This window comes from Williamsia sp. Leaf354, assembly GCF_001424365.1.
In the GTDB taxonomy this organism is placed as follows: domain Bacteria; phylum Actinomycetota; class Actinomycetes; order Mycobacteriales; family Mycobacteriaceae; genus Williamsia_A.
In genome coordinates, this window is record NZ_LMPL01000001.1 from 425,927 (window position 1) to 450,138 (window position 24,212).

23 protein-coding genes are annotated in these 24,212 nt (G+C 68.1%); 10 read left to right on the top strand and 13 right to left on the bottom strand.

The genetic code is table 11. The features are described 5' to 3' along the window. Positions 1 to 28: 28 nt before the first annotated feature. Positions 29 to 1,186, bottom strand: coding sequence for an acyl-CoA dehydrogenase family protein (locus ASG12_RS01975; protein WP_055784572.1), 1,158 nt, complete (start codon positions 1,184 to 1,186; stop codon positions 29 to 31). Between the two features lie 153 nt (positions 1,187 to 1,339). Between ASG12_RS01975 and ASG12_RS01980 the strand changes: the two genes are divergently transcribed. After that, positions 1,340 to 1,717, top strand: a complete 378-nt coding sequence (locus ASG12_RS01980) for a hypothetical protein (RefSeq protein WP_156377886.1) — start codon at positions 1,340 to 1,342, stop codon at positions 1,715 to 1,717. A gap of 15 nt (positions 1,718 to 1,732) precedes the next feature. Here the strand turns inward: ASG12_RS01980 and ASG12_RS01985 are convergent, their stop codons facing one another. From ASG12_RS01985 to ASG12_RS01995, 3 genes are all read right to left on the bottom strand, one after another. Beyond that, positions 1,733 to 3,817: a PhoX family protein gene (locus tag ASG12_RS01985; RefSeq protein ID WP_055784576.1), complete on the bottom strand. Its 2,085-nt coding sequence runs from the start codon at positions 3,815 to 3,817 to the stop codon at positions 1,733 to 1,735. 139 nt (positions 3,818 to 3,956) lie between these two features. Beyond that, a complete protein-coding gene (locus ASG12_RS01990; RefSeq protein ID WP_235455813.1) occupies positions 3,957 to 4,370 on the bottom strand; it encodes a thiol-disulfide oxidoreductase DCC family protein in 414 nt (137 codons plus the stop codon). Beyond that, complete coding sequence (locus ASG12_RS01995; RefSeq protein WP_055784578.1) at positions 4,367 to 5,179, bottom strand: LLM class F420-dependent oxidoreductase; 813 nt, start codon at positions 5,177 to 5,179, stop codon at positions 4,367 to 4,369. Before ASG12_RS01995 ends, ASG12_RS01990 begins: the two co-directional genes overlap by 4 nt. Positions 5,180 to 5,289: 110 nt before the next feature. Here ASG12_RS01995 and dinB point away from each other — a divergent pair, with 110 nt between their 5' ends. Beyond that, positions 5,290 to 6,540, top strand: a complete 1,251-nt coding sequence (gene dinB / locus ASG12_RS02000; protein WP_055787430.1) for a DNA polymerase IV — start codon at positions 5,290 to 5,292, stop codon at positions 6,538 to 6,540. Positions 6,541 to 6,640: 100 nt separating this feature from the next. Further along, positions 6,641 to 7,873: a lipase family protein gene (locus tag ASG12_RS02005; protein WP_055784581.1), complete on the top strand. Its 1,233-nt coding sequence runs from the start codon at positions 6,641 to 6,643 to the stop codon at positions 7,871 to 7,873. A gap of 92 nt (positions 7,874 to 7,965) precedes the next feature. Here ASG12_RS02005 and ASG12_RS02010 read toward each other — a convergent pair whose 3' ends face one another. From ASG12_RS02010 to ASG12_RS02025, 4 genes are all read right to left on the bottom strand, one after another. Then, complete coding sequence (locus ASG12_RS02010; RefSeq protein WP_055784584.1) at positions 7,966 to 8,889, bottom strand: NADP-dependent oxidoreductase; 924 nt, start codon at positions 8,887 to 8,889, stop codon at positions 7,966 to 7,968. Continuing rightward, positions 8,886 to 9,449, bottom strand: a complete 564-nt coding sequence (locus tag ASG12_RS02015; protein WP_055784587.1) for a dihydrofolate reductase family protein — start codon at positions 9,447 to 9,449, stop codon at positions 8,886 to 8,888. The genes ASG12_RS02010 and ASG12_RS02015 overlap by 4 nt, the downstream gene beginning before the upstream one ends. 144 nt (positions 9,450 to 9,593) lie before the next feature. Then, entirely contained in the window at positions 9,594 to 10,691 is a 1,098-nt protein-coding gene (locus ASG12_RS02020; RefSeq protein WP_055784590.1) for an inositol-3-phosphate synthase, read from the bottom strand. Next, on the bottom strand, positions 10,684 to 11,280 hold the full coding sequence (locus tag ASG12_RS02025; protein WP_055784593.1) for a PadR family transcriptional regulator: 597 nt from the start codon (positions 11,278 to 11,280) through the stop codon (positions 10,684 to 10,686). The genes ASG12_RS02020 and ASG12_RS02025 overlap by 8 nt, the downstream gene beginning before the upstream one ends. Positions 11,281 to 11,499: 219 nt before the next feature. On the opposite strand from ASG12_RS02025, the gene ASG12_RS02030 reads away from it, so the two are divergent. The 3 genes from ASG12_RS02030 to ASG12_RS02040 all read left to right on the top strand — a co-directional run bounded on the left by ASG12_RS02030 (position 11,500) and on the right by ASG12_RS02040 (position 15,826). Next, positions 11,500 to 11,904 carry a DUF5318 family protein gene (locus ASG12_RS02030; RefSeq protein ID WP_045824842.1) on the top strand — a complete coding sequence of 135 codons (405 nt, stop codon included), beginning with the start codon at positions 11,500 to 11,502 and terminating at the stop codon, positions 11,902 to 11,904. A gap of 113 nt (positions 11,905 to 12,017) precedes the next feature. Continuing rightward, on the top strand, positions 12,018 to 14,180 hold the full coding sequence (locus ASG12_RS02035; protein WP_055784596.1) for a transglycosylase domain-containing protein: 2,163 nt from the start codon (positions 12,018 to 12,020) through the stop codon (positions 14,178 to 14,180). A 14-nt stretch (positions 14,181 to 14,194) separates the two neighbouring features. Next, positions 14,195 to 15,826: a glycosyltransferase family 87 protein gene (locus tag ASG12_RS02040; RefSeq protein WP_082501576.1), complete on the top strand. Its 1,632-nt coding sequence runs from the start codon at positions 14,195 to 14,197 to the stop codon at positions 15,824 to 15,826. Here ASG12_RS02040 and ASG12_RS02045 read toward each other — a convergent pair. From ASG12_RS02045 to ASG12_RS02055, 3 genes are read right to left on the bottom strand one after another with little or no spacing between them, the layout of a single operon-like run. Then, complete coding sequence (locus ASG12_RS02045) at positions 15,819 to 16,400, bottom strand: GNAT family N-acetyltransferase (protein ID WP_055787435.1); 582 nt, start codon at positions 16,398 to 16,400, stop codon at positions 15,819 to 15,821. The two genes, ASG12_RS02040 and ASG12_RS02045, sit on opposite strands and share 8 nt — an antisense overlap. Positions 16,401 to 16,414: 14 nt before the next feature. Then, the gene (locus ASG12_RS02050) at positions 16,415 to 17,839 is read right to left on the bottom strand and encodes a hypothetical protein (protein WP_055784599.1); all 1,425 of its coding nucleotides are present in this window, start codon (positions 17,837 to 17,839) and stop codon (positions 16,415 to 16,417) included. A 3-nt stretch (positions 17,840 to 17,842) separates the two neighbouring features. Then, complete coding sequence (locus tag ASG12_RS02055) at positions 17,843 to 19,885, bottom strand: phosphotransferase family protein (protein WP_055784602.1); 2,043 nt, start codon at positions 19,883 to 19,885, stop codon at positions 17,843 to 17,845. Positions 19,886 to 20,080: 195 nt separating this feature from the next. On the opposite strand from ASG12_RS02055, the gene rpsF reads away from it, so the two are divergent. The 4 genes from rpsF (at position 20,081) to rplI (ending at position 21,856) form a co-directional block, all read left to right on the top strand. Continuing rightward, entirely contained in the window at positions 20,081 to 20,365 is a 285-nt protein-coding gene (rpsF, locus tag ASG12_RS02060; RefSeq protein WP_055784605.1) for a 30S ribosomal protein S6, read from the top strand. Between the two features lie 167 nt (positions 20,366 to 20,532). After that, positions 20,533 to 21,057 carry a single-stranded DNA-binding protein gene (locus tag ASG12_RS02065; RefSeq protein ID WP_055784608.1) on the top strand — a complete coding sequence of 175 codons (525 nt, stop codon included), beginning with the start codon at positions 20,533 to 20,535 and terminating at the stop codon, positions 21,055 to 21,057. A gap of 68 nt (positions 21,058 to 21,125) precedes the next feature. Continuing rightward, the gene (gene rpsR / locus ASG12_RS02070) at positions 21,126 to 21,386 is read left to right on the top strand and encodes a 30S ribosomal protein S18 (protein ID WP_055784611.1); all 261 of its coding nucleotides are present in this window, start codon (positions 21,126 to 21,128) and stop codon (positions 21,384 to 21,386) included. Between the two features lie 17 nt (positions 21,387 to 21,403). Further along, positions 21,404 to 21,856, top strand: a complete 453-nt coding sequence (rplI, locus tag ASG12_RS02075; RefSeq protein ID WP_045824834.1) for a 50S ribosomal protein L9 — start codon at positions 21,404 to 21,406, stop codon at positions 21,854 to 21,856. 100 nt (positions 21,857 to 21,956) lie between these two features. Here rplI and ASG12_RS02080 read toward each other — a convergent pair whose 3' ends face one another. Both ASG12_RS02080 and ASG12_RS02085 read right to left on the bottom strand, forming a co-directional pair. Next, complete coding sequence (locus tag ASG12_RS02080; RefSeq protein WP_082501577.1) at positions 21,957 to 23,006, bottom strand: DUF3089 domain-containing protein; 1,050 nt, start codon at positions 23,004 to 23,006, stop codon at positions 21,957 to 21,959. A 7-nt stretch (positions 23,007 to 23,013) separates the two neighbouring features. Then, positions 23,014 to 23,571: a hypothetical protein gene (locus tag ASG12_RS02085; RefSeq protein ID WP_156377887.1), complete on the bottom strand. Its 558-nt coding sequence runs from the start codon at positions 23,569 to 23,571 to the stop codon at positions 23,014 to 23,016. Positions 23,572 to 24,212 lie beyond the last annotated feature (641 nt).

Genomic DNA, 24,212 nt, shown 5'->3' on the forward strand with positions numbered 1-24,212 from the left:
CGGCGACTGCTCCTGAGCGGAGGGGTTGTCAGCGCAGCAGCGCGCGTGCCATCACCACTCGCTGGATCTGGTTGGTGCCCTCGTAGATCTGGGTGATCTTGGCGTCGCGCATCATTCGCTCCACCGGGAAGTCGCGGGTGTAGCCGGCGCCGCCGAAGAGCTGCACGGCATTGGTGGTGACCTCCATGGCGACATCGGAGGCGAAACATTTCGACGCCGACGCCTGGAAGGTCAATGCCGACTCTCCGCGTTCGGCGCGGGCGGCCGCGGAGTAGACCAGCAGACGCGCCGCCTCGATCTTCATCGCCATGTCGGCGATCATGAACTCGACGCCCTGGAACTGCGCGATGGCTTTGCCGAACTGCTTGCGGTCCTTGACGTAGGCGATGGTCGCGTCGAGCGCGCCCTGCGCGATGCCGACGGCCTGCGCACCGATCGTCGGGCGGGTGTGGTCGAGCGTGGTGAGGGCGGTCTTGAACCCGGTGCCGGGTTCACCGATGATCCGGTCGCCCGGGATCCGGCACTTCTCGAAATAGATCTCGGCGGTCGGCGACCCGTGCAGGCCCATCTTGCGTTCCTTCGGCCCGACCACGAACCCCTCGTCGTCGGCGTGCACCATGAACGACGAGATCCCGTTGGCGCCCTTGTCGGGGTCGGTCACCGCCATCACGGTGTACCACGAGGCCTTGCCGCCGTTGGTGATCCAGCACTTCGCGCCGTCGAGCACCCAGCCGTCACCGTCGGCGCGTGCCCGGGTCCGCATGGCCGCGGCGTCGCTGCCCGCCTCGCGTTCCGACAATGCGTAGGCGGCGATGGCCTCGCCCGATGCGACCGACGGCAGCACCTGGTTCTTCAGGTCGTCGGAGCCGCGGAGGATGAGACCGGTGGTGCCCAGCTTGTTGGCGATCGGGATCATCGACGACGCCGCGCAGACGCGAGCGACCTCCTCGATCGCGATGCACACCGCGACCCCGTCGGCGCCCTGGCCGCCGAACTCGTCGGGGACGTGCAGCGCGGCGAAGCCCGCCGCGCTCAGCGCCGCCAGCGCCTCGTCGGGGTAGCGGGAGTCCTCGTCGACCTCGGCCGCATGGGGCGCGATCTGCTTCTCGGACAGATCCCGGATGGCCTCGCGGAGCGCGACGTGCTCCTCGGGAAGTGCGAACAGGTCGAAGTCGGTGGTGGTCATGGCGGGCTGCCCCCTCGGGTTCGCGGACTCCGATGCACGAGCAATCGGTTAATCGATGTTAACCGGAATTGGGGTCTGTCTGAGCCCCGCGGTCGCCGCGGGCGCGGTTGTATCGTCGAGCCCGTCTGATCCATGAGCATGCGAGGGGGAACCGTGTATCTGCCGACCGTCCGAACCGCCACCGCCACCTGGCTGGCGGGCACCGCCGCCGCGCTCGTCGTGCAGGGCGTGTTCCCGGAGAAGTTCGCCGAGACCACCGCGTGGGGTGTCAACGCCGGGTGGCAGCGCGAGATCGCGATCTGGAACCTCGGCACGCTCGTCGCCGGCGGCGCCATCGTCGCCGGCGACAGCGATCCGATCCGCGCCCAGCTGCGCGGTCTCACCGTGCTGTCGGCACTGTTCGGAACGAATCACGCTGTCGCCGCGGTTCGTTCGGGCAAACCCGGCAACATCGCCTGGGCGGTCATCAACGGTGCCGGGGTCGTGTCCTCGCTCGCGGCACTCTCCCGGCGCGAGACCCCGGCGCGCTGACGGCCCGCCCGCGGGTCACACGCCGATCTTGCCGCCGGTCTTCCACACCGCGACCACCGACGGTCGCGGCTGGGCCGAGCCGCCGTCGGGCCAGTTCGATGCGGGTGCGTCGGCACTGGCGTCGTCGGTCTCGCCCGGATGCTGGACGCACACGATGATGCGGTCCTCGGTGATGATCGGACCGCACGTCTCGGCACCCTTGGGCACGGTGAGGAACTGCTTGGTCTCGCCGCGATTCGCACCCTCGAGGGCGACCGCGAACAACCCGTCGTTGCTCTTCAACGCGTTGCCGTCGGTCGAGATCCACAGGTTGCCGTGCGGGTCGAAGGCGACGTTGTCGGGGCAGGAGATGGGGCTGACCTTCGTCTTGTCGAACCCGCCGTAGTAGGTGTCGGCCGCGGCGGGATCGCCGCAGACCAGCAGCAGCTCCCAGGTGAACGCGGTACCGGCGTGATCGTCGGTGAACTCGATGATCTGGCCGTTCTTGTTCTCGTTGCGTGGGTTCGCCTCGTCGGCCGCAGCCTTGCCATCGGTGCCACGCTTGGTGTTGTTGGTCAACGCGCAGTACACCTTTCCGGTCTTCGGGTGGGGTTCGATGTCCTCGGGGCGATCCATCTTGGTGGCACCGGCCTTGTCGGCGGCGACGCGGGTGAACACCGCGACCTCGGCGGCGGTCATGCCGTCGATCTTCGACTCCGACGTCCCGTCCTCGTTCACCGTCAACAGGGGGAGCCACGTTCCCGAACCGGCGAACTTGCCGTCGGCGGGCAGCTTCCCCGAACCGTCGATGCTCTGCGGGGAGTCCCCGGTCAGCTTCGCGACGTAAAGGGTGCCGACCTCGAGGATGCGCATGTTGTCGCGCATCGCCGAATTGCCGCTGCCCGAGCGGATCTTGCGGCTCGAGACGAACTTGTAGATGTACTCGAAGCGCTCGTCGTCACCGGTGTAGGCGACGACGGTGCCGTCGGAGGTGACGAAGATGTTCGCCGACTCGTGCTTGAGTCGGCCCATCGAGGAGTGCTTGATCGGCGTCGACGACGGATCGTGCGGGTTGACCTCCACGATGTAGCCGAACCTGTTGGCCTCGTTGGGGTTCTTCGACAGATCGAAGCGCTGTTCGAAGCGTCCCCACTGGTGGTAGTCCGACTCGTCGGCGAAGCTGTAGCGATCGAGTCGCTCCTTGGTGGCCTTGTCGGTGATGCCGTCGGCGCCGGCGAAGTAGTTGTTGTAGTTCTCTTCACCGGAGAGCATGGTGCCCCAGGGCGTGAGACCGCCCGAACAGTTCGCGATGGTGCCCAGGATGGTGGTCCCGGCCGGATCGGCAGAGGTCTTCACGAACTCGCTGCCCGCGGCCGGACCGGTAAGGGTGAACGGCGTGCTCGCGGTGATCCGCCGATTGCGTTGGCCCACAACCGGGGTCAGCTTCCCGCTACCCGATTCGGCGGCCACCTCGACCACGGTGATCCCGTGCGCGGCCATCGACACCCGCGCCTGGTTCTCGGTGGGGTTCTTCGCCGTGTAGCCGGCGAACATGAACTCCTCGGTCGTGTACTCCTGGTTGCACACCAGATAGAACCGGTCGGGCTCACCGTCTATCGCGATGAGACCGGCGAAGTCGTTGTTGAATCCGAACTGCTTCTCCTGCGCCTGCGGAGTCTGTGCGGTGAAGTCGAATTCGGGTGCCCCGGGGATCACCGGGTCGCCCCACCGGATCACGACCGACTGCTCGTAGCCGGCCGGGATCACGACGGCGTCGGTGGTGTTGGGCGCCACCGCGGCGAAGTTCATGCCGTCACCGGTCCCCGTGCCGGTGACCGGCGGTGTCGAGGGTGCCGACGTCGCCGAACCGCCGTCGTCACCGCAGGCCGCGAGCGCCGAGGCGGCGCCGAGACCGATCGCCGCGGTCGCCGTGCCCTTCAGCACCGATCGTCGCGACACCATCGAACGGACGACGTCACCGAAGTACTCGTTGTCGCTGGTGTTGCCGGGCTCCTGCCAGCACGCCTCGCCGCACTTGTACTTGCAGGTGACATGCGCGCGACTCGACGAACCGGGCGCAGACGAGGCAGGGGCGAACAGGGGCAGCGCGATGCGGACCACGAGAACTCTCCCAGGGCTGTGGGGGAAGGACGGACCGCGCGGACGCTACGCATCGAAGGTAAAGGGATACCCGGCGCAAGGTAAACGGCAAGCAAAGCTGGCTATGGCACCGGGCAAGGCCGGCCTGCTGCGGGAACGGTCAGCAGGCCGACGGGGTGCGCTCGCAGTGCGGAGTGGTGCCGGGGAAATACTGTCGATGCGTGGCGACCCACCGGTAGCCGAGCTCCGAGAGAGGCCCGAGGCCGGGGACGCGGTAGAGCATGCGCGGAACCGAGACCCCCGTCGCCACACTCGAGGCGACGGCCGCGGCCTGCGCTGCCGACACGACGGCGCCGTCGTCACCGAGCCACCAGATGGACGCCATCAGTTCCTCGTCGTCCAGCGGGCGACCCAGCGCCGCCGACAGTCGCTGCGCGCAGTCGGGTGCCTGGAGCGGCTCGAGTCGCACATCGCCGGTTCGGTTCATGCGCTCCAACAGATCTCGCGCCCGGGTGCACATGCCGCAGTTGCCGTCGAAGAACAGCACCCCCGGGCCGGACGGCGGTGCGCTCACCCCGAGATCGAGTCGCGCCAGCGGCAGAGCTCGGCGACAGCGGCGAGTTCGTAATCGGGGCCGCCCACGCCGACGGTGAAGAACGTGACGCCCTCGGCGTGCAGCTGCTCGGCCCGCTCGACGACCCCCTTGAGGCCCTCGGCCAGCGCGGCCTTGGGGTCGAACTCGACGCCGGCGGAGTGCTCGATCTCGGACGGGTCGCGGCCGATGTCGGCGCAGTGCGCCTCGAGCACGCTCGACTTGTGGCGGTAGGACTCCGGGTCGACGAAGTAGTGCCACGTGTGGGCGTAGCGCGCGACGTGCTTGAGGGTCTTCTTCTCGCCACCGCCTCCGATGAGGATCGGGATCTCGCGGGTGGGCGCCGGGTTCAGCTTCGACCAGCGGTCGACGATGCGGGGCAGGGCGTCACCGAGAGCGTTCAATCGTGAACCGGCCGTGCCGAACTCGTAGCCGTACTCGGTGTAGTCGCGCTCGAACCAGCCCGAACCGATGCCGAGGATGAGTCGACCGCCGGAGATGTGGTCGACCGTGCGGGCCATGTCGGCGAGCAGTTCGGGGTTGCGGTAGCTGTTGCACGTGACCAGCGCGCCGATCTCGATGTTCGAGGTCTGCTCGGCCCACGCGGCGAGCATGGTCCAACATTCGAGATGCGAACCCTCGGGGTCGCCGTAGAGCGGGAAGAAGTGATCCCAGTTGAAGGCGACGTCGACGCCGATGTCCTCGGCACGGCGCACCGCGTCTCGGATCTGCGAGTAGTCGCTGAAGTGTTGTGGCTGGAGCTGGACACCGATGCGCACCTTGTTTGCCATGCTTCAGTCATACCGGCTCCGGCATCGGCGCGCCGCCGATCGCACGAGTCGAAGCGACTGCGGCGGTCCGGCGCTGCGCTGATGTCACAGCCGGGTGCGAACATGTGTTCGTGAGGGAGCGGGTCACGACCGACGGTGCGGCGTCGATCCTGCACGCCGATCTCGACTCGTTCTACGCCTCGGTCGAGCAGCGCGACGACCCACGGCTGCGTGGTCGTCCGGTGATCGTCGGTGGCGGTGTGGTGCTCGCGGCGAGCTATGAGGCGAAGGCCTTCGGCATCCGCACCCCGATGGGTGGCAGCGCCGCGTTGCGACTGTGCCCGCACGCGGTGGTCGTCCCGCCGCGGTTCGATGCCTACACCGAGGCGAGTCGCGCGGTGTTCGAGGTGTTCCACGACACGACACCGCTGGTCGAGGGCATCTCGATCGACGAGGCGTTCCTCGACGTCGGCGGTCTCCGGCGGATCAGTGGGACGCCCGTGGAGATCGGTCGGAGGCTCCGTCATCGCGTGGCCGCCGAGGTCGGGCTGCCGATCACCGTCGGCATCGCCCGCACGAAGTTCCTCGCGAAGGTGGCCAGCGCGGTCGCGAAGCCCGACGGACTGCTCGAGGTCGCCCCGCACGCCGAACTGGAGTTCCTGCACCCGCTGCCCGTCGAACGACTGTGGGGCGTGGGCACCGTGACCGCGGCGAAGCTGCACGACAGCGGCGTCCACACCGTCGGCGACATCGCCGACATGGGCCACGAGATGCTGGGTTCGGTGGTCGGCCGATCGGCCGGAGCGCACCTCTATGCGCTGTCGCTGGCGCGCGATCCGCGTCCGGTCCACGTCGGCAAACGCCGCCACTCGATCGGATCCCAACGGGCCATCGGGCGTGGACCGCATGCGTTGAGTGACCTCGAGGCGACGGTCGTCGCCATCGTCGACAGGCTGGGGCGCCGCCTTCGCCACGCGAACCGCGTCTGCCGAACCCTGGTGCTGCGCTTGCGGTTCGACGATTTCACCCGCGCGACGCGGTCGCACACTCTCGACGAGGCGACGGCATCGACGCAGATCATCATGGTCGGCGCCCGACGGCTGCTCGCCGACGCGTCCGATCTCCTCACCGAACGTGGATGCACCCTGATCGGCATCTCCCTGGCCAACCTCGACGACGCCGATTCGGTACAGCTGGCCTTGCCGTTCGGCGAGCAGGAGAAGCACCGGGAGTCGACCAGCGGCGCCCAGGTCACCCTCGACACCTCGGCGCTCGACGCCGCCGTCGACGGCCTGCGCGAGCGGTTCGGCGCCGGCGCGCTGACCCGCGGCGTCCTTCTCGGTCGCGCCGATCACGGTGAGGTGCCGAAACTGCCCGACTGACCCACGGTTGTGGTGCGTTCCAACGCCTACCCGGGAGTAACAAGAACGCGTTGCAGTGTCCTATGGTGAGTGCGTGAAGTCACAATTACGCGCGATCGCCATGGCGATCACCCTTGTCGCCGGTGTCGGGACCGTCGCCACCGGGACCGCGTCCGCCGCTCCCGGAGACACGTTCTACACGCCGCCGTCGAGCTACTCTTCCGAACCCGGCTCGATCATCAAGTCGCGCGGGACGCCGCTGTTCCTCCAGATCCCGGGCGTGCCCCGCGCGTTCCCGGGCAACGGCAGCACCATCATGTACACCTCGAAGCTGCAGGACGGCACGCCGACCGCGGTCACCGGCACGGTCATCGAGCCGTTCGCGCCGTGGCGTGGCAAGGGGCCGCGGCCGACCGTCGTGATGGCACCCGGCACCATCGGCCAGGGCGATCAGTGCGCCCCGTCGAAGCTGTTCGGTCTGCCGGTATCGATCGACCTCGCCAAGCCCTCGCTCGGCATCAACTACGAGGGCCTCTTCGCGAATCTGCTGCTGTACCAGGGCTACCGGATCATGATGACCGACTACATCGGTCTCGGCACCCCGGGGATCCACACCTACGTGAACCGGGCCGAGGAGGGCCACGCAGTCCTCGACGGCGCCCGCGCTGTCCTCAACTTCGCCAAGCTGCCGAAGGACTCGCCGGTCGGGTTCTGGGGGTACTCGCAGGGTGGTGGCGCCACGGCGTCGGCCGCGGAGATGGCGTCGACCTATGCGCCGGAGCTGAACGTCAAGGGCACCTACGCGGGTGCGCCCCCGGCGGATCTCGAGAGCGTGTTGAAGAAGGTCGACGGCACGTCGATCGTGGGCGTGATCGGCTACACCATCAACGGTCTCGTGGCCCGGTACCCCGAGCTGGGACCGATCATCGACCGTGAGGCGAGCCCGGCCGGCCGACAGATCCTGAAGACCCTGTCGACCGACTGCATCGGCGACACCTTCTTCCGCTACGGCTTCCGGTCCACCAGCGAATGGACGAACTCGAAGCAGTCGCTGTACCAGATCTCACAGAAGTACCCGGTGATCCAGAAGGCGCTCAACGATCAGCTGATCGGGAAGCTCAAGCCGAGCGCACCGGTGCTCGTCGAGACGGGTGTCAACGACGACATCATCCCGAATGCTCAGGTGATGACGATGGTCAACAGCTGGCGATCGAAGGGGGCGAACGTCGTCGTGTCGACCGACCGCACCCCGCCGATCCTGTCGAGGTTGGCGCTGAACCACGCACTGCCGTACCTGTTGAGCACCGTGCCGGCCTACAAGTTCCTGTTCGATCGGTTCAACTCGCCGAACTGATCGCGGGCTCGACGACGCCGACGGCGCCGACCTCCTCGACCGAGGGGTTCGGCGCCGTCGTGCGTTGCGATGCACTCAGGAGTGCATCGTGATCAGGGCAGCAGGGCGACCTTGCCGCCGGGGTGTCCGTCCATGACGAAGGCCAGGGCGTCGACGGCGTCGGCCAGCGGAACAGTGCGCGCCATCGGCACGTCGATTTCGCCGCGGCCGGCCATCGAGATGAGTTCGGCGCGAACGGCATCGCGGAACGCCGCGCTGGCCGGCATGGCGCCGGCGATCGCGCGCAGTCCCTCGCGTTCCGCGCGCGGCATGTTGACGACCGTGACGAACCGTTCGGGATCGACCAGCGCCGCCGACACGTCGAACGCCTCGTCGGTGCCCGCCGCGTCGAGCGCGGCGTCGACCGGACCGATCTCCCGGACCCGGTCGAGCAATCCCTCGCCGTAAGCGACCGCGACACCACCGAACCGGCGGACACGCTCGGCCCCGGACTCGCCGGCGGTACCGATGACGGTGATCCCCCGCGCGCGGGCGAGCTGGCACACCGCGACACCCACGGCACCCGATGCGCCGTGCAGGAGGACCGTCTCCCCTTCGGCCGCGCCGACCACGTGGAGCATCTCTGCCGCCGTGGTTCCCGCGAGCAGCAGGTTGGCCGCCTTCTCGAACGGCACGCCGGGTGGCTTGGCGAACACGTCACGCGCGGGGACGGTGATCGCGGTCGCGTACCCGCCCCGCACGCGGAAGGCGAGGACTTCGTCGCCCACCGACGCCGGGCCCGAACCGATCTCGGTGTCCGGGCCGATCGCGGAGATCACCCCCGCGACCTCGTACCCGACCGGCAGCGGGAACTGCGCACCCTCGCGCATCGTGTGTTTCAGATCGGCGGGATTGACGCCCGCGGCCCGGACGTCGATGGTCACCTGCCCCGATTCCGGTGGCGGCACCTCGTGATCGACGAAGCGGAAGTCCTCGAGACCGCCGCCGCCGTGGGCTTCCCATCGCTTCGCGCTCATGCTGCCGCCCCGCTGTCGTGTACGGCGGGCGTTCGTCGCGGTACGTACCGCATCGCGACGGCGCCCGACTCGTACTCCTGACGTCCCACGCATTCCAGATCGAGCGGTGCCCGCAGACCGTCGAACAAGCGCGGCCCGTGTCCCGCGACACGAGGATGCACCACGAATTCGTACTCGTCGATGAGACCGAGTTCGGCGAGCGCCATCGGCAGCATCACGCCGCCCAGACAGATGCCGTTGCCGGGTTCGGCCTTGAGCGCGGTCACCGCCTCGGCGAGGTCGCCGCGGATCAGCTCGGCGTTCCAGTCCACGCTCGACAACGTCGATGAGACGACGTACTTCTTCGCGGGGTCGATGACCGCGGCGAACGGGTCGGCGTCATCGTCGGCACCGCGGAAGGCCGATTCCATCATCTCGTAGGTGACGCGACCGAACAGCAGCGCGTCGGCCTGCGACAGCCTGTCGGCGGCGCGCCGGTGGAGTTCGGCGTCCGGGGTGATGCCGCGGTGGTCGCAGCATCCGTCGAGCGTGACGTTGATCGAGTAGAGGAGCGGGCGCATCCCTCAGTGATACCCCGACCCGTGGTGCCGCGGGCCGAACGCGAAGAACCCGCACCCGTCGAAACAGGTGCGGGTTCTTCGTGAGTCACGCGATCAGATCATCTCGATCGGATCAGGAATCGGCTCCGATCCCGATTCTGCTCGTCAGGAATCGGCTCCGATGATGAACTCCTCGAGCTGGGTGCGCGCGACGTCGTCGGCGAGCTGCTCCGGGGGGCTCTTCATGAGGTAGGCCGAGGCCGGGAGGATCGGTCCGCCGAGGCCGCGATCGAGCGCGATCTTCGCCGCACGCACGGCGTCGATGATGATGCCGGCCGAGTTGGGCGAGTCCCAGACCTCGAGCTTGTACTCGAGGTTCAGGGGCACGTCGCCGAAGGCGCGACCCTCGAGGCGCACGTAGGCCCACTTGCGGTCGTCGAGCCACGCGACGTGGTCCGAGGGTCCGATGTGGACGTTCTTGTCCTCGATCTTGTTGGCCAGCGAACCGTGCAGGTTCGAGGTGACGGCCTGGGTCTTGGAGACCTTCTTCGACTCCAGACGCTCACGCTCGAGCATGTTCTTGAAGTCCATGTTGCCGCCGACGTTGAGCTGGTAAGTGCGGTCGAGCGCGACGCCGCGGTCCTCGAACAGCTTCGCCATGACGCGGTGGGTGATGGTGGCACCGACCTGGCTCTTGATGTCATCGCCGACGATGGGGACGCCCGCGGCGCGGAACTTCTCGGCCCACTCGGGGTCGGAGGCGATGAACACCGGCAGGGCGTTGACGAAGGCGACGCCCGCGTCGATGCAGCACTGCGCGTAGAACTTGTCGGCCTGCTCGGATCCGACGGGCAGGTAGGACACGAGGACGTCGACCTTGTTGTCCTTGAGCGTCTGCACGACGTCGCCGCCCTCGCCGTCGGCCTCGGTGATGGTCTGGCGGTAGTACTTGCCCAGGCCGTCGAGGGTGTGGCCGCGCTGCACGGTCACGCCGGTGGGCTCGACATCGGCGAACTTGATGGTGTTGTTCTCCGAGGCGAAGATCGCCTCCGAGAGGTCGAAGCCGACCTTCTTGGCGTCCACGTCGAACGCGGCGACGAACTCGACGTCGCGGACGTGGTACTTGCCGAAGGTCACGTGCATGAGGCCGGGGACCGTGGCGGTCTCGTCGGCGTCCTTGTAGTACTGCACGCCCTGGACCAGGGATGAGGCGCAGTTACCCACACCCACAATGGCCACGCGGACTGAGTTTGTGTCACCCATGGTCGGGATCTCCTTCTTTCTGTGGTGAAACTGATGTTGTGTCCGGTTCGAGCAGCTGGGATTCGGGCTCGGCCGCCGATTCGGCGGCGATGAGCTCGTTGAGCCAGCGGACCTCGCGTTCGCTGGACTCCAGACTCAGCTGGTGGAGCTGTCGTGTGTAGCGGTCGACGGCCCGGTTGGACCGACCCACCGCCTCACGCAGTCCTTCACGGCGTTCCTCGACCTGGCGCCGGCGACCCTCGAGAATCCGCATGCGAGCCACGGCCGGCGTGCGGCTGAAGAATGCGAGATGCACTCCGAAGCCGTCGTCGGTGTAGTTCTGCGGACCGGTGTCGGCGACCAGTTCGGCGAAACGTTCCCGTCCCGCGGGGGTCATCTTGTAGACCCTGCGCGCACGTCGCTTGAGAGTTCCCTGCGGTCCGGCGTCCTCTTCGATGAGGCCGTCGGTCTGCATCCGGCGAAGTGTCGGGTACAGCGAACCGTAGGAGAAGGCGCGAAATGCGCCCAGCAGTCCGGTGAGGCGTTTGCGCAGCTCGTAGCCATGCATGGGTGCCTCGAGGAGCAGACCCAACACCGCCAACTCGAGCATTGCGTAACCCCTTTCCCGACCTGTCGAACGAACGTGTGGCAGTGACACTACCCGCAATGTATCGCGCCGATATAATCGGGATAGGAAACCGCGTGTGAACTGGGGTTTACCGAGACCGGGTGTGCGGGTGACCGGCAAGAGTTGTGTGACCCCTCGTGGTCGGGTGCACCCGAACCCGTGGGCAGGTGGGCGGCTGCACGTACTCTTGAGATCGTGCTTGTGCAGAGACAGACGGTGGATTACGCGCTGCAGCGCAGATCCCTGCTGTCCGAGGTCTACGCCGGGCGGACCGCCGTCGGTGCGGTGTGCGACGCCGACCCGTATCTGCTGCGTGCCGCCAAGTTCCACGGCCGCCCGAGCACCGTGCTGTGCCCGGTGTGCCGCAAGGAGCAGCTGACCTTGGTCTCCTGGGTGTTCGGGGACAAGATGGGTACCGTCAACGGCTCGGCCCGGTCGACCGAGGAGATCACGCGTCTGGCCGCGAGCACCGAGGAGTTCTCGGTGCACGTGGTGGAGGTCTGCCGGAGCTGCCGGTGGAACCACCTGGTGCAGTCCTTCGTTGCCGGGCTGCCCGTACGACCGCGCGCCCGCCGGTCGCGGCGGGTGGCCGGTACCGGCGAGTGATGCCGGAAACGGCCACGATGCCCAGCACGATATGACCGCCGCGGGACGACCGCGGCCACCTGCCCGCCCCGGTGTCGGTGGCGGGCTCGAACTATGAGTATGGAGACGGTGTTGTGAGCAACGGAACTGGCGCCCAGCCGCGCACGGTCCGCGAGAAGAAGCGCTCGCGGCTGAATGTCGTGGCGTGGACCCTCGGAATCCTCGGCAGCCTGGTCCCCCTCGGGGTCGTGGTGATGGCCGTGGTGTTCCTCTTCACCTATCTCGGCGCCTCGGTGCCCGGCCCGGACTCGATCAAGCAGAACCAGGTCGCCACGATCCTCAACGCGAACGGCGGCGAGATCGCCCGCATCGTGCCGCCGGAGGGCAACCGCACCGACGTCACCATCGACAAGATCCCCAAGGCCGTGCAGGACGCGGTCATCGCGGCCGAGGACCGACAGTTCCGCACCAACGCGGGGTTCTCGCCCACCGGTCTGGCGCGTGCGGTGATCGGTCAGATCACCAACAACGACGACGCCGGCGGCGGATCGACCATCACCCAGCAGTACGTGAAGAATGCGCTCGTCGGCGACGAGCGGAGCTACACCCGCAAGTTCAAGGAACTGGCGATCGCGACCAAGATGTCCAACGAGTGGACCAAAGACGACATCATGGCCGCGTACCTCAACACCATCTACTTCGGGCGCGGTGCCTACGGCATCTCCGCGGCGGCGCGGGCGTACTTCAACAAGGACATCACCCAGATCAACGTGCCCGAGGCCGCGGTGCTCGCGTCGTCGATCCGGTCGCCCTCCTTCTACGATCCCGCCACCAATCTCGCCGCCGCTCAGGCACGCTGGCGCTACGTGCTCGACGGCATGGTCACCACCGGTGCACTCACCCCGAGTGACGAGGCGACGCTGAAGTACCCGAAGGTCGCCGCTCCGCGCGACTCGTCGGGCACGACGACGACCGGCCCGAACGGACTCATCAAGCAGCAGGTCCTCGCCGAGCTCAGCTCGTTGAACATCTCCGAGCAGGACGTCCAGACCGAGGGTCTGAAGATCACCACCACCATCGATCCGAAGGTGCAGCGGTCGGTCGTCTCGGCGGCCAACGGCCAACTCGAGGGTGAGCCGAGCAACGTCCGAGACGCGGTCGTGTCGATCGATCCGAACACGGGCGCGGTGAAGGGTTACTTCGGCGGCAACAACGGCCAGGGCTACGACTACGCCCAGGCCGCGCTGCAGACCGGCTCGTCGTTCAAGGTGTTCGCCCTGATCGCGGCGCTCGAGCAGGGTGTGCCGCTGTCCAAGGTGTACTCGTCGGCGCCGTTCGACGCGCCCGGCGGACTGACCGTCACCAACTCCGACGGCGAGAGCTGCGGGTCGTGCAACCTCGCGACCGCGCTGAAGATGTCGCTCAACACCGTCTACTACCGCCTGATGATGGATCTCGACGGTCAGGCCCAGGCCGTGGCCGACGCCGCGCACCAGGCCGGCGTCGCCGAGAGCTTCGGCGACATCAAGAAGACGCTGCAGAACACCGACGGCACCGGCGTCGAGGGTGGCGTGGTGCTGGGCCAGTACCCCTCGCGGGTGATGGACATGGCCTCGGCGTACGCGACCTTGGCCAACCAGGGCGTCTATCACGCACCGCACTTCGTGCAGAAGGTCGAGACCTCCGACGGGACGGTGCTCTACGAGCGCAAGAACGACAGCGGTGAGCGGCGCTTCTCGGCGGCGGTGGCCAACAACACGACCGCGGCGATGCAACCGATCGCGGCCTACTCCAACGGTCACTCCCTCGACGACGGTCAGCGGCCGTCGGCGGCCAAGACCGGCACCACGCAGCTCGGCGACACCGGTCAGAACAAGGACGCCTGGATGGTCGGCTACACCCCGCAGCTGTCGACCGCGGTGTGGGTCGGTACCGACGCCGGTGTCGCGTTGAAGAACTACAACGGCGCGATCGTCTACGGATCGGGCCTGCCCTCGGACATCTGGCAGGCCGCGATGGACGGTGCGCTCGCCGACGACCCGATCGAACAGTTCCCGACACCGGCCGCCATCGGTGGCGTCGCCGGCGTCCCCGAGGAGGCGCCGCGCACCACGGCCACGCGCCGGTCGCGGGAACAGGACAGCGAGACCACCGACCCCGAGGCCCCGGTCACCACCTTCGCGCCGCCGTCGGCCACGCTGGCCCCCGGTGTCACGATCCCGCTCCCCGGCCCGCCGACGGAGACCGTGATCACCCCGACACCGCAGGATCCCGCCGGCGCCGGTAACGGGCCCTGACGGGCAACCGGCCGATGGGCGATCGCGAGACCGATCCGAGGACACCGGAGTCGACAGACCCCGACTTCTGGGATTCGCCGACCCGCCTGTCGGACGATCTGCGGGAGAACACCTCTCGTGACCTGCCGTCGCGGACCGATGCCGTCGCCCGCGAGGCCTCGATCGCCGTGGGCGGCCCGCTGGGGTTGCACGCGGTGGTCGGACGGTCGCGCTACCTGACGCCGCTGCGGGTCATCCTGCTGATGGCGCTCGTGGCGCTGGCGCTGGGGTGGTACGGGAAGGCGGGGTGTCTGCAGCAGGCGCCCGTCGCCGGATCGGCCGCCTCGGGAACCGAACGGTTCGAACTGGACTGGAGCAACCACCGGCAGTACATCGCGCTCTGCTACTCCGACACCATTCCGCTCTACACCGCCGAACGGCTCGACACCGGCGCGCTGCCGTACAAGTCGTCGTGGGAGCAGAAGCGCCCCGACGGCTCCACCGAGACGCGCTACATGGAGTATCCGGTGCTCACCGGCATGTACATGTACGCCGCGATGGAGGTCTCGCACGGCTGGCGGTGGGCCCACGACAACTGGGGCGTGCCCGGGGCCCTCGACGTCGTGTTGTTCTTCAACGTCGTCGCCCTCGGCCTGGCGCTGTTCTGGCTGTTGACCATCTGGGCGACCGCTCTCACAGCGGGTGTGCGGATCTGGTCGGCCGCCATCGCGGCGCTGTCACCGCTGGTGATCGTGCACATCTTCACCAATTTCGACGCCATCGCCACCGCGCTCCTCGCGCTGGCGATGCTGGCCTGGGCGCGCAAGAACCCCTGGGCGACAGGCCTGTTCCTCGGGATCGGCGTCGCGGCCAAGTTGTATCCGGGTCTGATGATCATCCCGTTGGCGGTGCTGTGTCTGCGGGCGGGGCGTATCCGCGAGTTCGCGGTGACCGTCGCGGTCGCGGTCGCGGCGTGGCTGGCGGTGAACCTGCCGTTCATGGTGACCGTCCCGACGGGGTGGTGGGAGTTCTTCCGCTACAACTCCGATCGCGGTACCGACCCGGACACCTGGTTCACGGTGGTCAGCAAGATCAGCGGGTACGCATGGGACGCCGACGCGAACGGCCGGTCCGATCTCGTCAACGCGATCTCCCTCGGCGCGTTCGTCGCGGTGTGCGTGGGTGTGGTGTTCGTCGGACTGCATGCCCCGAGACGACCGCGCCTGGCGCAGTTGATGTTCCTGACCGTCGCGGGGTTCCTGCTCGTGAACAAGGTGTGGAGTCCGCAGTATTCGTTGTGGCTCGTGCCGCTGGCCGTACTGGCGCTCCCGCGCACGCGCCTGCTGGTCGCGTGGATGGTCCTCGACGCCCTCGTGTGGATCCCGCGGATGGGGCTCTATCTCCCCGACGACGTCAAATGGCTTCCCGAACAGTGGTTCACGGGTGCGGTGGTGATCCGTGCGTTCGCCGTGATCGGGCTGTGCGCGGTGGTGATCTGGGAGATCTACCACCCCGAACGCGACCTGGTCCGCAGGGGACCCGGCGGCGAGTTCTACGACGATCCCGGTGGTGGTGTCCTCGACGACGCCGTCGACACGATCAGTCTTCGTCCCCGCGCGCCGGCCCCGACCGGCCGGCGCCGCGAGAAGGCCGCCGCGGTCAGCTGATCCGGTCGCGCAGGACCGATCGCGCCGACGGCCAGTCGTCGTCGGTCATCGCGAACTGCGCTGTGGTGCGCCACGATCCGTCGGGAAGCGGTCGGTGCTTGCGGAGCAGGCCCTCGAACTCGGCGCCGAGCTTCGCGATCGCCGCACGCGACTGGGCGTTGCGCTCGTCGGTGTGCCACACCACCCGCACCGCGCGGCGTGTCTCGAAGGCGTGTTGCAGCAGAAGTAGTTTCGACTCGGGATTGACCGCGGTGCCCTGTACGCGCCGCGAGTACCAGGTGTAGCCGATGGCGACCGAACGGTTGCGGGGATCGATGTCGTAGAAGCTCGTGGTCCCGACGATCGCGTCGGTACCGCCGGCGGTGTCGATCACCGCGAACGCCACCCGCGCGGGATCGGCGTGGGCGGTGGCGATGTAGTCGTGTGCCGCTGGCACGTCGCCTGGCACGCTGGTCCAGCGGAACGCCTCGGGTTCGTCGACGGCCGCGGCCAGCGCCGACGCGTCGTCATAGGTCAACGGGCGCAATCGGACACGGGTACCGGTCAGTGTCGGGGTTCCGATCCAGGCGGTCATCTCGCTGAGCTGAGTCACACGGCGACGGTAGCGGGAACCCGTTCGAGAAAGCCATCGGGTTTCGCCGTGCGTACCCGCAGCGGCGCACGCACGAACGCGACCACGAGGATGGCCAGCAACACCGCATGCGTCCACACGCCGAACTGCACGCCGCCCATCACCCACCACTTCATCGGCGATCCCGAGGTGTAGATGCCGAAGAGCCGGAAGATGGTGAGGTCCAACGAGAGATCGGCCAGCAGATAGAGCGCGATGATCGGCCACGCGACCCGCAGGAGCACGAAGAACGGCAGGATCCACAGCGTGTACTGCGGCGAGTGGACCTTGTGGAACAGCATGAAACCCGCCAACATCGCGGCGCTCACGCCGATCCACGGGTAGGCCTCACCGCTGCGCCACACGCGCACACCGAGGTAGATCACGACGGCGAACGACGCCAGGATCAGCAGGGGTGATGCGACACCGACGATCGAGTTGTAGGTGGAGTTCATGCCGCCGGTGAGATGGCGGACACCCCAGTACCAGATCGAGTTGGTGTCGACGTCGGACTTGCGGCGGCCCTGGAACGCCAGAGATGCCTTCCACCCGTCGAATCCGCCGATCATGAACGGCAACTGGATGGCCGCCACGGTGACGATGGCGGCGCCGATGACCCATGCCGCCGCGACACGGTCGAGGGCGCGGCGGCCGAGCGCGGCTGCGTCGCGCGGTGTGCCCCGGGTCAACACGTACGCCGCGAGGGGGAGCACGAACAGACCCGGATAGAGCTTGAGACAGAAACCGATCGCCAACAGCACCGATGCGATCACGCTGCTCGTCCGCAACGACAGGCGCGGTGCGCCCGTCCGCGGAGAGGTCTGCGCGCCGAAGACCATCACCGCCACGGCGCCGACCGCGGTGGCGACCACCGGCAGTTCCCAGTTGTGGAACGCATAGAGGATCAGCGGCGGCGTCGCGGCCCACAGCAGCGCCCACCAGCGGACCAGCAGGCCGAGCAGCACCGTCACGAGGATGCCGAACGGCAGCAGGATGAGTGCCGAGTGCATGAAGAACTGGGTGTCGGTGTGGGCGCCGATCGCACCGAGGTACATCAGCAGGCCCGAGAGCACCGGGTACTCCACGACCCCGCCGTACAACACGCCGTCGTCGGTGATGCCGCCGTGGATGTAGGGGAACACGTGGTTGTTGATGTCGCGCCCGACCCACAGGAACTGCAGGTCCGAGTAGCACGGCATCAGCAGCTCGTTCTTGCCCACCGGCCAGTGCTTGCTACGCCCGTCGGGGAAGTACGGCGCGCCGCCGCAGTCGAGTTTGCCGAGGTAGCCGAGCCACATGAACACCAGGCTGAGCACCACGAGGACGAGCAGGACGACCGCGAGGTTGCCCTTCGCGGCGTGCCATCGCAGGCGCCACCGATCGGACGTGGACATCGCGGGCATGGGCTACAGGTTAGGTGATCCCGTGTTCCACTCCACCCAGCCGACTCCCCGGCGACCGTCGGACCGGGTGAACTCGCCCCACGCCCGGGGCATGACGGCGACGTCGCCGGACCTCTGGCGGAGCAGCTGCGGTCCCTGCCCGAGGGCGCGGAACGTGACCGTCGACGAGCCGGGTTCGAGGGCGAACGTCATCGTGGTGATCGCATCACCGTCGGTGTCGGCGTCCACCATGCTGCAACTGTCGATCGCGATGATGGGTACCCCGGGCGCCTGGAGGTAGCCGGTGGATACGGGCGGTATCCCCGGGAGCCGGATGTCGACGCCGTGCGCGTGTGAGCCGTCGTCGAAGCGTGCCGCGAGCCAGTACCACTCGGTGTGCCACCAGTTCTGCGCGTCCCAGGCGTGGTCGCGCTGGCCCGGCCCGTCGATCGCGATGGGGGTGTCGGGCAGTCCCTCGCCGCGCAGCGTGATCGATCCGGTGACCATGCAGCCGATCTCGTACACGCGGGTGAGGTCGTATTGATACGGCCGCGCCGAGGTGTACCAGTGCAGGTCGAGCCGCACACCGACCTCGGGGCCGACCGTCGACCGGGCCGCCGACGCATCGGGCACCACGTGTCCGACACCGTCGACACCGATGTGGATGTGCGCGAGCGGGTCGACGACCGTGCAGATCACCGTGCCCGGTGCACCGGCGAGCACCTGCGCGAGGTCGATGTCGGGGTCGGACAGCGTGATGGTCGGCAGGTCGGGTCCGCAGACGGTGAGACTGAACCACCCGGTGGGGTTGTCGGGCCCCACGCCGAACCGCATCGACGCGCCGACACCGGCGGTCGGGTCGGCCACGTCGAGATACCAGGTCTCGTTCCAGCCGTCGCCCGGCGCCGGAGGGTGCGGTCCCTCGTCGACGGGGGACACGACGGTGTGCGACTCGCCGTCGGTCGCGGGTTCGTCGTCGGTCAGCACACCCGGGGGAGCCGGGTGACGCCGAGCGCCCGCCCGTGACAGATCGGTGGCCGCGGCGAGGGTCGCAGCGTGTGGGCTCGTCGTCGACTCGAGATCGATGAGGTAGCCGCACGCCCGATGGAAGTGGGTCAGCCAGAGCCGTTCGGTGTCGGCGGTGCGTGCACCGATCGAATCGGCCCACGAGGTGATGGCGTTGACGACGCAGTGGAAGGCCGCGTCGCGCACGTCGCGCCGCAGCGCCTCGAGGTCGCCGCCGACGATCCGGTGGTAGGCCGACAGGAGGGTGACGCCGAACTCGCGACGCATCCTCGGGTCGAGCGCCGTGCCCAGGAAGGTCGAGAGGTCGGTGGCACGCGAGCCCCAGTGCGCGTGCTGCCAGTTCACGATCGTGATCGGCCTCCGCGTCCCCGACCAGCCGAACAGGACGTTGCCGAGACGGAAGTCGCCGTGCACCACCGCCTGCGGGGAGGTCGACTGGCGCTGATGGGCGATCATCGACTCGACCGAGGAGACGACACGGTTGGCGACGCCGAGGGCATGGGGCGCGATCTGCTCGCCGTAGTTCTCGACGAACCGTACGTAGAGCTCCCCGAGGCCCCGTCGATCGACGAGCGTGGGCTCGGTGATGGTGCCGGGCAGCAGGGTGCGGTCGGCGAGGGTGGTGTGGACGTCGGCGAGCGCCGCGATCACCAGTTGTGCCTTGCCGCGGGTGATGCCGGCCAGCTCGTCACCGACGGTCGCCCGCCCCGAGTCGTGCAGTATCAGCCAGAAGTCGCCGGTGGTGGGGTCGAGTTCGGCGGCGAGGCAGCGCGCAACCGTGGTGATGGCCCCCGTCTGCGGCAGGGTGTGGAACGCCACGAGCCGGCGGAACGGGTGGTCGGAGCCCCGCCACGACGGTGCGGCCGCGACCACCAGGACCGACGTCGGCAGGTCAGGGGCGTCGGGGGCGTCGATTGCGACGCGGACGGTGACGGTGGCGCCGGAACGGGCGAAGGGCTCGATGTCGACGCCGGCGACGGGTGAGCCCAGGGCATCGGAGAGCCACGGGGCCGTCAGCTCCTCGATCCGCCACCACGCCATCGGTACGACTCTAGGAGCCAGGCGGCGGTCGTCGGAGTCCGATTCGGATACGTCCGTGCATCGATTCGTGCGCGATGGCCGACGATTTCGCTGGTCACGGGTGCCTGCGGTAGCCTGGGCCGGTTGCCGACGCAGGCGACCCTCCTGCCACGGACAGTCCGTGGCCGATCAGCCCATAGGAGGTGATGTGGTCTTATGCGTCATTACGAATTGATGGTGATCCTCGATCCGAACCTGGATGAGCGCACCGTTGCCCCCTCGCTCGACACATTTCTGAACGTTGTCCGCAAGGACGGCGGGAAGATCGACAAGGTCGACATCTGGGGAAAGCGCCGTCTCGCTTACGAGATCGACAAGCACACCGAAGCGATCTATGCGGTCATCGACATCGATGCCGAGTCCAAGACGGTGTCCGAGCTCGACCGTCAGCTGAAGCTGAACGAGTCGGTGCTCCGCACCAAGGTCATGAAGGCCAAGTAGACACCCGACTCGGCAGCCTCGCGTGACCGGTTCCCCACTCGAGGGAACCGGATCGCGCGAAGCCGCGTCGTATGTCGGTACCGATCAATAGGGTCGGCGTCATCACGACGCCACCACGGTCGGTGCGCATCGACTTCGACAACCACACTCACGTTTAGGGAGCAGACATGGCCGGCGACACAATCCTCACCGTCATCGGAAACCTGACGGCGGATCCCGAGCTGCGTTTCACCCCGTCCGGGGCTGCGGTGGCCAACTTCACCGTCGCCTCCACCCCGCGGATGTTCGATCGTCAGACCAATGAATGGAAAGACGGCGAAGCACTGTTCATGCGGTGCAGCATCTGGCGCGAGGCGGCGGAGAACGTGGCCGAGAGCCTCACCAAGGGCGCACGCGTCATCGTGTCCGGTCGGCTCAAGCAGCGCTCGTACGAGACCCGCGAGGGTGAGAAGCGCACGGTCGTGGAACTCGAGGTCGAGGAAGTCGGTCCGTCGTTGAAGTACGCCACCGCCAAGGTCAACCGCGCATCGCGCGGAGGCGGCGGGGGTGGCGGCTCTACGTCGTCGGGCGGTGGCGGTGGAAACCGCGGCGGCTCCGGTGGCGGCGGCGGCGGCGCGCAGAACGACGATCCGTGGGGCAGCGCCCCCGCGACCGGATCGTTCGGCGGCGGAGACGACGAACCACCCTTCTGACGAGTCGCCACCGGCCGGGACCTCGTCCCACCGGTGGTTCTCGGCAAGCGAGACAGCGGAGTACGTACATGCCCAAGGCATCGGGAGGCGGACGCAAGATCCGTCCCGAGAAGGACGTCACGGCCAAGGCCTGTTCCTTCTGCAAGGAGAAAGACACTCAGATCGACTACAAGGAGACGTCGCTGCTGCGTCGTTTCCTGTCCGACCGCGGCAGGATCCGTTCGCGTCGGGTTACCGGTAACTGCGTGCAGCACCAGCGAGACGTCGCTGTCGCAGTCAAGAATTCGCGCGAAGTGGCGCTGCTGCCGTTCACCTCGACGGCCCGCTGAGCGGAAAGGACAACACAATGAAACTCATCCTCACCACCGAGGTCGACAACCTCGGAGTCGCCGGCGACACCGTGGAGGTCAAGGACGGCTACGGCCGTAACCTCCTGCTGCCCCGCGGTCTGGCCATCCCGGCCACCCGCGGAGCCCAGAAGCAGGTCGACGGCATCCGTCGCTCGCAGGAGGCCCGCGCGGTGCGCGGCCTCGAGCACGCCAACGAGCTCAAGCAGGCCATCGAGGGCCTTGACGCGGTCACCCTGACCGTGAAGACCCACGATTCCGGCAAGCTCTTCGGTTCGGTCACCGTCTCCGACGTCGCCGACGCCATCCGCTCCGCGGGTGGCCCGGCCGTCGACAAGCGTTCGGTCGAGCTGCCCAAGGGGCACATCAAGTCCACCGGCAGCTTCCCGGTGGTCGTCAACCTGCACCCCGACGTCTCGGCGTCGGTCGACCTCACGGTCGTCGCGGGCTGACCCCCAACGCACCACACGCCTCGGCCCCCGACACCTGGTGTCGGGGGCCGAGTGCGTTATGCGTGGTGACCCGTCGGCGTCGTGTCTTTCGGTGCCGGGGTCAGTGGGCTGCGAGGTAGGCGGCGGTCTGCGCACCCACCAGGTCGATCAGGTCGCGCTGTGCGAGGTTGACGTCGAGCAGATGCGTGCCCCACGTCGGGTTGGGCAGTCGCGGCAGGGCCGAGGCCGGGATCGGTGCTGCGCCACTCACCTGCAGCACGTGCGGACCTGCCCCGGTGGTGCAGCGCGCCCGGTAACCGTCCACCGCGCGCCCGGCGATCAGCCCGCGGATCGGTGCGGTCGCGGTGCTGCCCAGGGCGGCCGGGTTGGTGCACGCCACCGACAAGTCGGGGCCCGCGGGGAACGGCGCGCCGGGTGTGGGTGCGCTGTCGGCCGCGGGCACCCGGCCGTAACGGGTGTCGGCGGGAGGCGTGGTGCCGAACGTGGAATAGGCCACCACACAGCCGAATTGGCTGCGTGCGGTGCAGAGCGGGATGGTCGAGAAGTCACCGCCGGTGGTCGCGCCGGAGCGGACGAGCACGTTGCCGCCGAGCAGGAGCGCCGAGACGATGCGGTCGCGGGTGGCCGTGCCGTCGATCGACTCGCGCATGAGTGCGCGCAGCATGAGGGTGCCCTGTGAGTGTCCGATGAGGACCACGCCTCGCCCGGCGTTGTGGTGGGCCAGGTAGTCCGACCACGCCGATCGGATGTCGGAGAACGCCACGGCCAGTGCGGCATTGCGCTGGGGGCCGTTGCCGGCGGAGAAGAGTCCGCGCAGCGTGCTCTGGCGGTACATCGGCGCCCACACGTTGCAGCGGGCGCCGAATGGTGCGGCCTGCTCGGCGGCGATCACCCGTTCCTCCGGCCCGATCACGCGGTTCGCGTTCTGACCGAGCTGCAGGGAGACGGTGGGATAGACGTAGAAGCAGTCGACCGGCGCGCCGGTACGGCCGCCGCAGGCGTCCCCGGGCTGACCGGGCCGGCACAGCCACACCGTGGACTCGCTCGCGCTCGGGGCGGCCGCGGCGGCCCCCACGCCGAGCACGGTGGCGAGCAGTGCGAGCACCGCGACGATGCCGGACGACGAGCGGGTCACACGCAGACGGGCCATGGGTCGATTAGACCGCACCCGCTGTGTGCGCCACCACCCCTTCGGCCGATGTGCGCAGTGGGGTGGCGCCGACCGTGCAGGGCACCGCGATGCGGTCGCCCACGGCGAGGTCCTTCGGGAGGGGTGCGGTGACCGCGGCGGTGTCGGTGTCGGCCGCGAGAGTGTGTGGCAGTCGCGAGTGCGTCCCGTCGCCCAACAGCTGCACCCGGTGCTTGTGGGCCACCGACACCCGTCCGATGAGACGCGCGTGATCCCAGGCGATGTCGATGACCGGCGCGTCGGTGTCGGTGGGGATGCCGCGGCGAACATCGCAGTCCAGCAACAGGATCGGCTCTGCCGGGTCGTCCAGGACTGCGCTCACCGAGCACACGATGACGATCGTCGTCGAGCGATCGTCGGGCGCCCAGCGCATCGGACTGCCCAGCAGAGCCGACGCGGTGGAGAGAGAGAAACCCTGCACCGCAACGTCATCGATCGTCACCGAGGTGCCCGGTGGCCACTGACGGAGATCGATGGGGTCGGGGATCGACATGCGCAACGTGGGCATGATGTCGGTGAGTGTCACATCCACCGGTGTACCCGCGAGGGCGCGCCCGCCGGCCGGCGATGACGAGTTCTCTACGCGGTGGTCCGCGAATGTTGACGAAAACCATACGGGCGTCACGGTTTCTGAACCATGCGTGCAGGGTGCCCGCAGGACACGCGTACTGTGTGGGAAGCGGACCTGTGCTCGCGACGTGTCGACCACCGTCGCGCAACCTGCCGTTCGTGCACGGTTCACCCAATCGACCGACGCCCGCAGTTGCGATTCGACGAACACGCCCGAAAACGCGCAAAGCGCGACACGCCGAAAAGAATTCGATCCACATGCCCTGGGCGTCAAAAGTGCACGGTGACCAGCGTCGACCACGCAGGAGACGGTCGTGTTCCCCAGCTTCATGCACAGGAACACGGCGTCTATGCCCACTCGGTCCACAGGTAGTTCACAAGTTGGTCCACAGGCCGGTTTGTAGCCGGTCACAACCCGCCCTAATGTCACTCACCGTGCCTGTAGCCGCTGTTCGCCCGCCCGCTCCGACCGCCTTCGTGGACCGGTCGACAGGGCTGGGTTGTTCTCCCGCGTGGAGCTGTCGGACCGGCGGTGTACTACTCACCCACAGGTGACCTGAGGTGGAGGGCGACGATGGTCGCCCACGGCGGGAACCC

What these genes read in the sequence shown, in the direction of transcription:
- ASG12_RS02015 (WP_055784587.1), bottom strand. Translation starts at nt 9,449, where the DNA reads ATGCGCCCGCTCCTCTACTCGATCAACGTCACGCTCGACGGATGCTGC.
- ASG12_RS02050 (WP_055784599.1), bottom strand. Translation starts at nt 17,839, where the DNA reads ATGCCCGCGATGTCCACGTCCGATCGGTGGCGCCTGCGATGGCACGCC.
- ASG12_RS01975 (WP_055784572.1), bottom strand. Translation starts at nt 1,186, where the DNA reads ATGACCACCACCGACTTCGACCTGTTCGCACTTCCCGAGGAGCACGTC.
- ASG12_RS02065 (WP_055784608.1), top strand. Translation starts at nt 20,533, where the DNA reads ATGGCCGGCGACACAATCCTCACCGTCATCGGAAACCTGACGGCGGAT.
- ASG12_RS02020 (WP_055784590.1), bottom strand. Translation starts at nt 10,691, where the DNA reads ATGGGTGACACAAACTCAGTCCGCGTGGCCATTGTGGGTGTGGGTAAC.
- ASG12_RS02045 (WP_055787435.1), bottom strand. Translation starts at nt 16,400, where the DNA reads ATGACCGCCTGGATCGGAACCCCGACACTGACCGGTACCCGTGTCCGA.
- ASG12_RS02080 (WP_082501577.1), bottom strand. Translation starts at nt 23,006, where the DNA reads ATGGCCCGTCTGCGTGTGACCCGCTCGTCGTCCGGCATCGTCGCGGTG.
- rplI (WP_045824834.1), top strand. Translation starts at nt 21,404, where the DNA reads ATGAAACTCATCCTCACCACCGAGGTCGACAACCTCGGAGTCGCCGGC.
- ASG12_RS02025 (WP_055784593.1), bottom strand. Translation starts at nt 11,280, where the DNA reads ATGCTCGAGTTGGCGGTGTTGGGTCTGCTCCTCGAGGCACCCATGCAT.
- ASG12_RS02040 (WP_082501576.1), top strand. Translation starts at nt 14,195, where the DNA reads ATGGGCGATCGCGAGACCGATCCGAGGACACCGGAGTCGACAGACCCC.
- ASG12_RS02005 (WP_055784581.1), top strand. Translation starts at nt 6,641, where the DNA reads ATGGCGATCACCCTTGTCGCCGGTGTCGGGACCGTCGCCACCGGGACC.
- ASG12_RS02055 (WP_055784602.1), bottom strand. Translation starts at nt 19,885, where the DNA reads ATGGCGTGGTGGCGGATCGAGGAGCTGACGGCCCCGTGGCTCTCCGAT.
- ASG12_RS02010 (WP_055784584.1), bottom strand. Translation starts at nt 8,889, where the DNA reads ATGAGCGCGAAGCGATGGGAAGCCCACGGCGGCGGCGGTCTCGAGGAC.
- rpsR (WP_055784611.1), top strand. Translation starts at nt 21,126, where the DNA reads ATGCCCAAGGCATCGGGAGGCGGACGCAAGATCCGTCCCGAGAAGGAC.
- rpsF (WP_055784605.1), top strand. Translation starts at nt 20,081, where the DNA reads ATGCGTCATTACGAATTGATGGTGATCCTCGATCCGAACCTGGATGAG.
- ASG12_RS01995 (WP_055784578.1), bottom strand. Translation starts at nt 5,179, where the DNA reads ATGGCAAACAAGGTGCGCATCGGTGTCCAGCTCCAGCCACAACACTTC.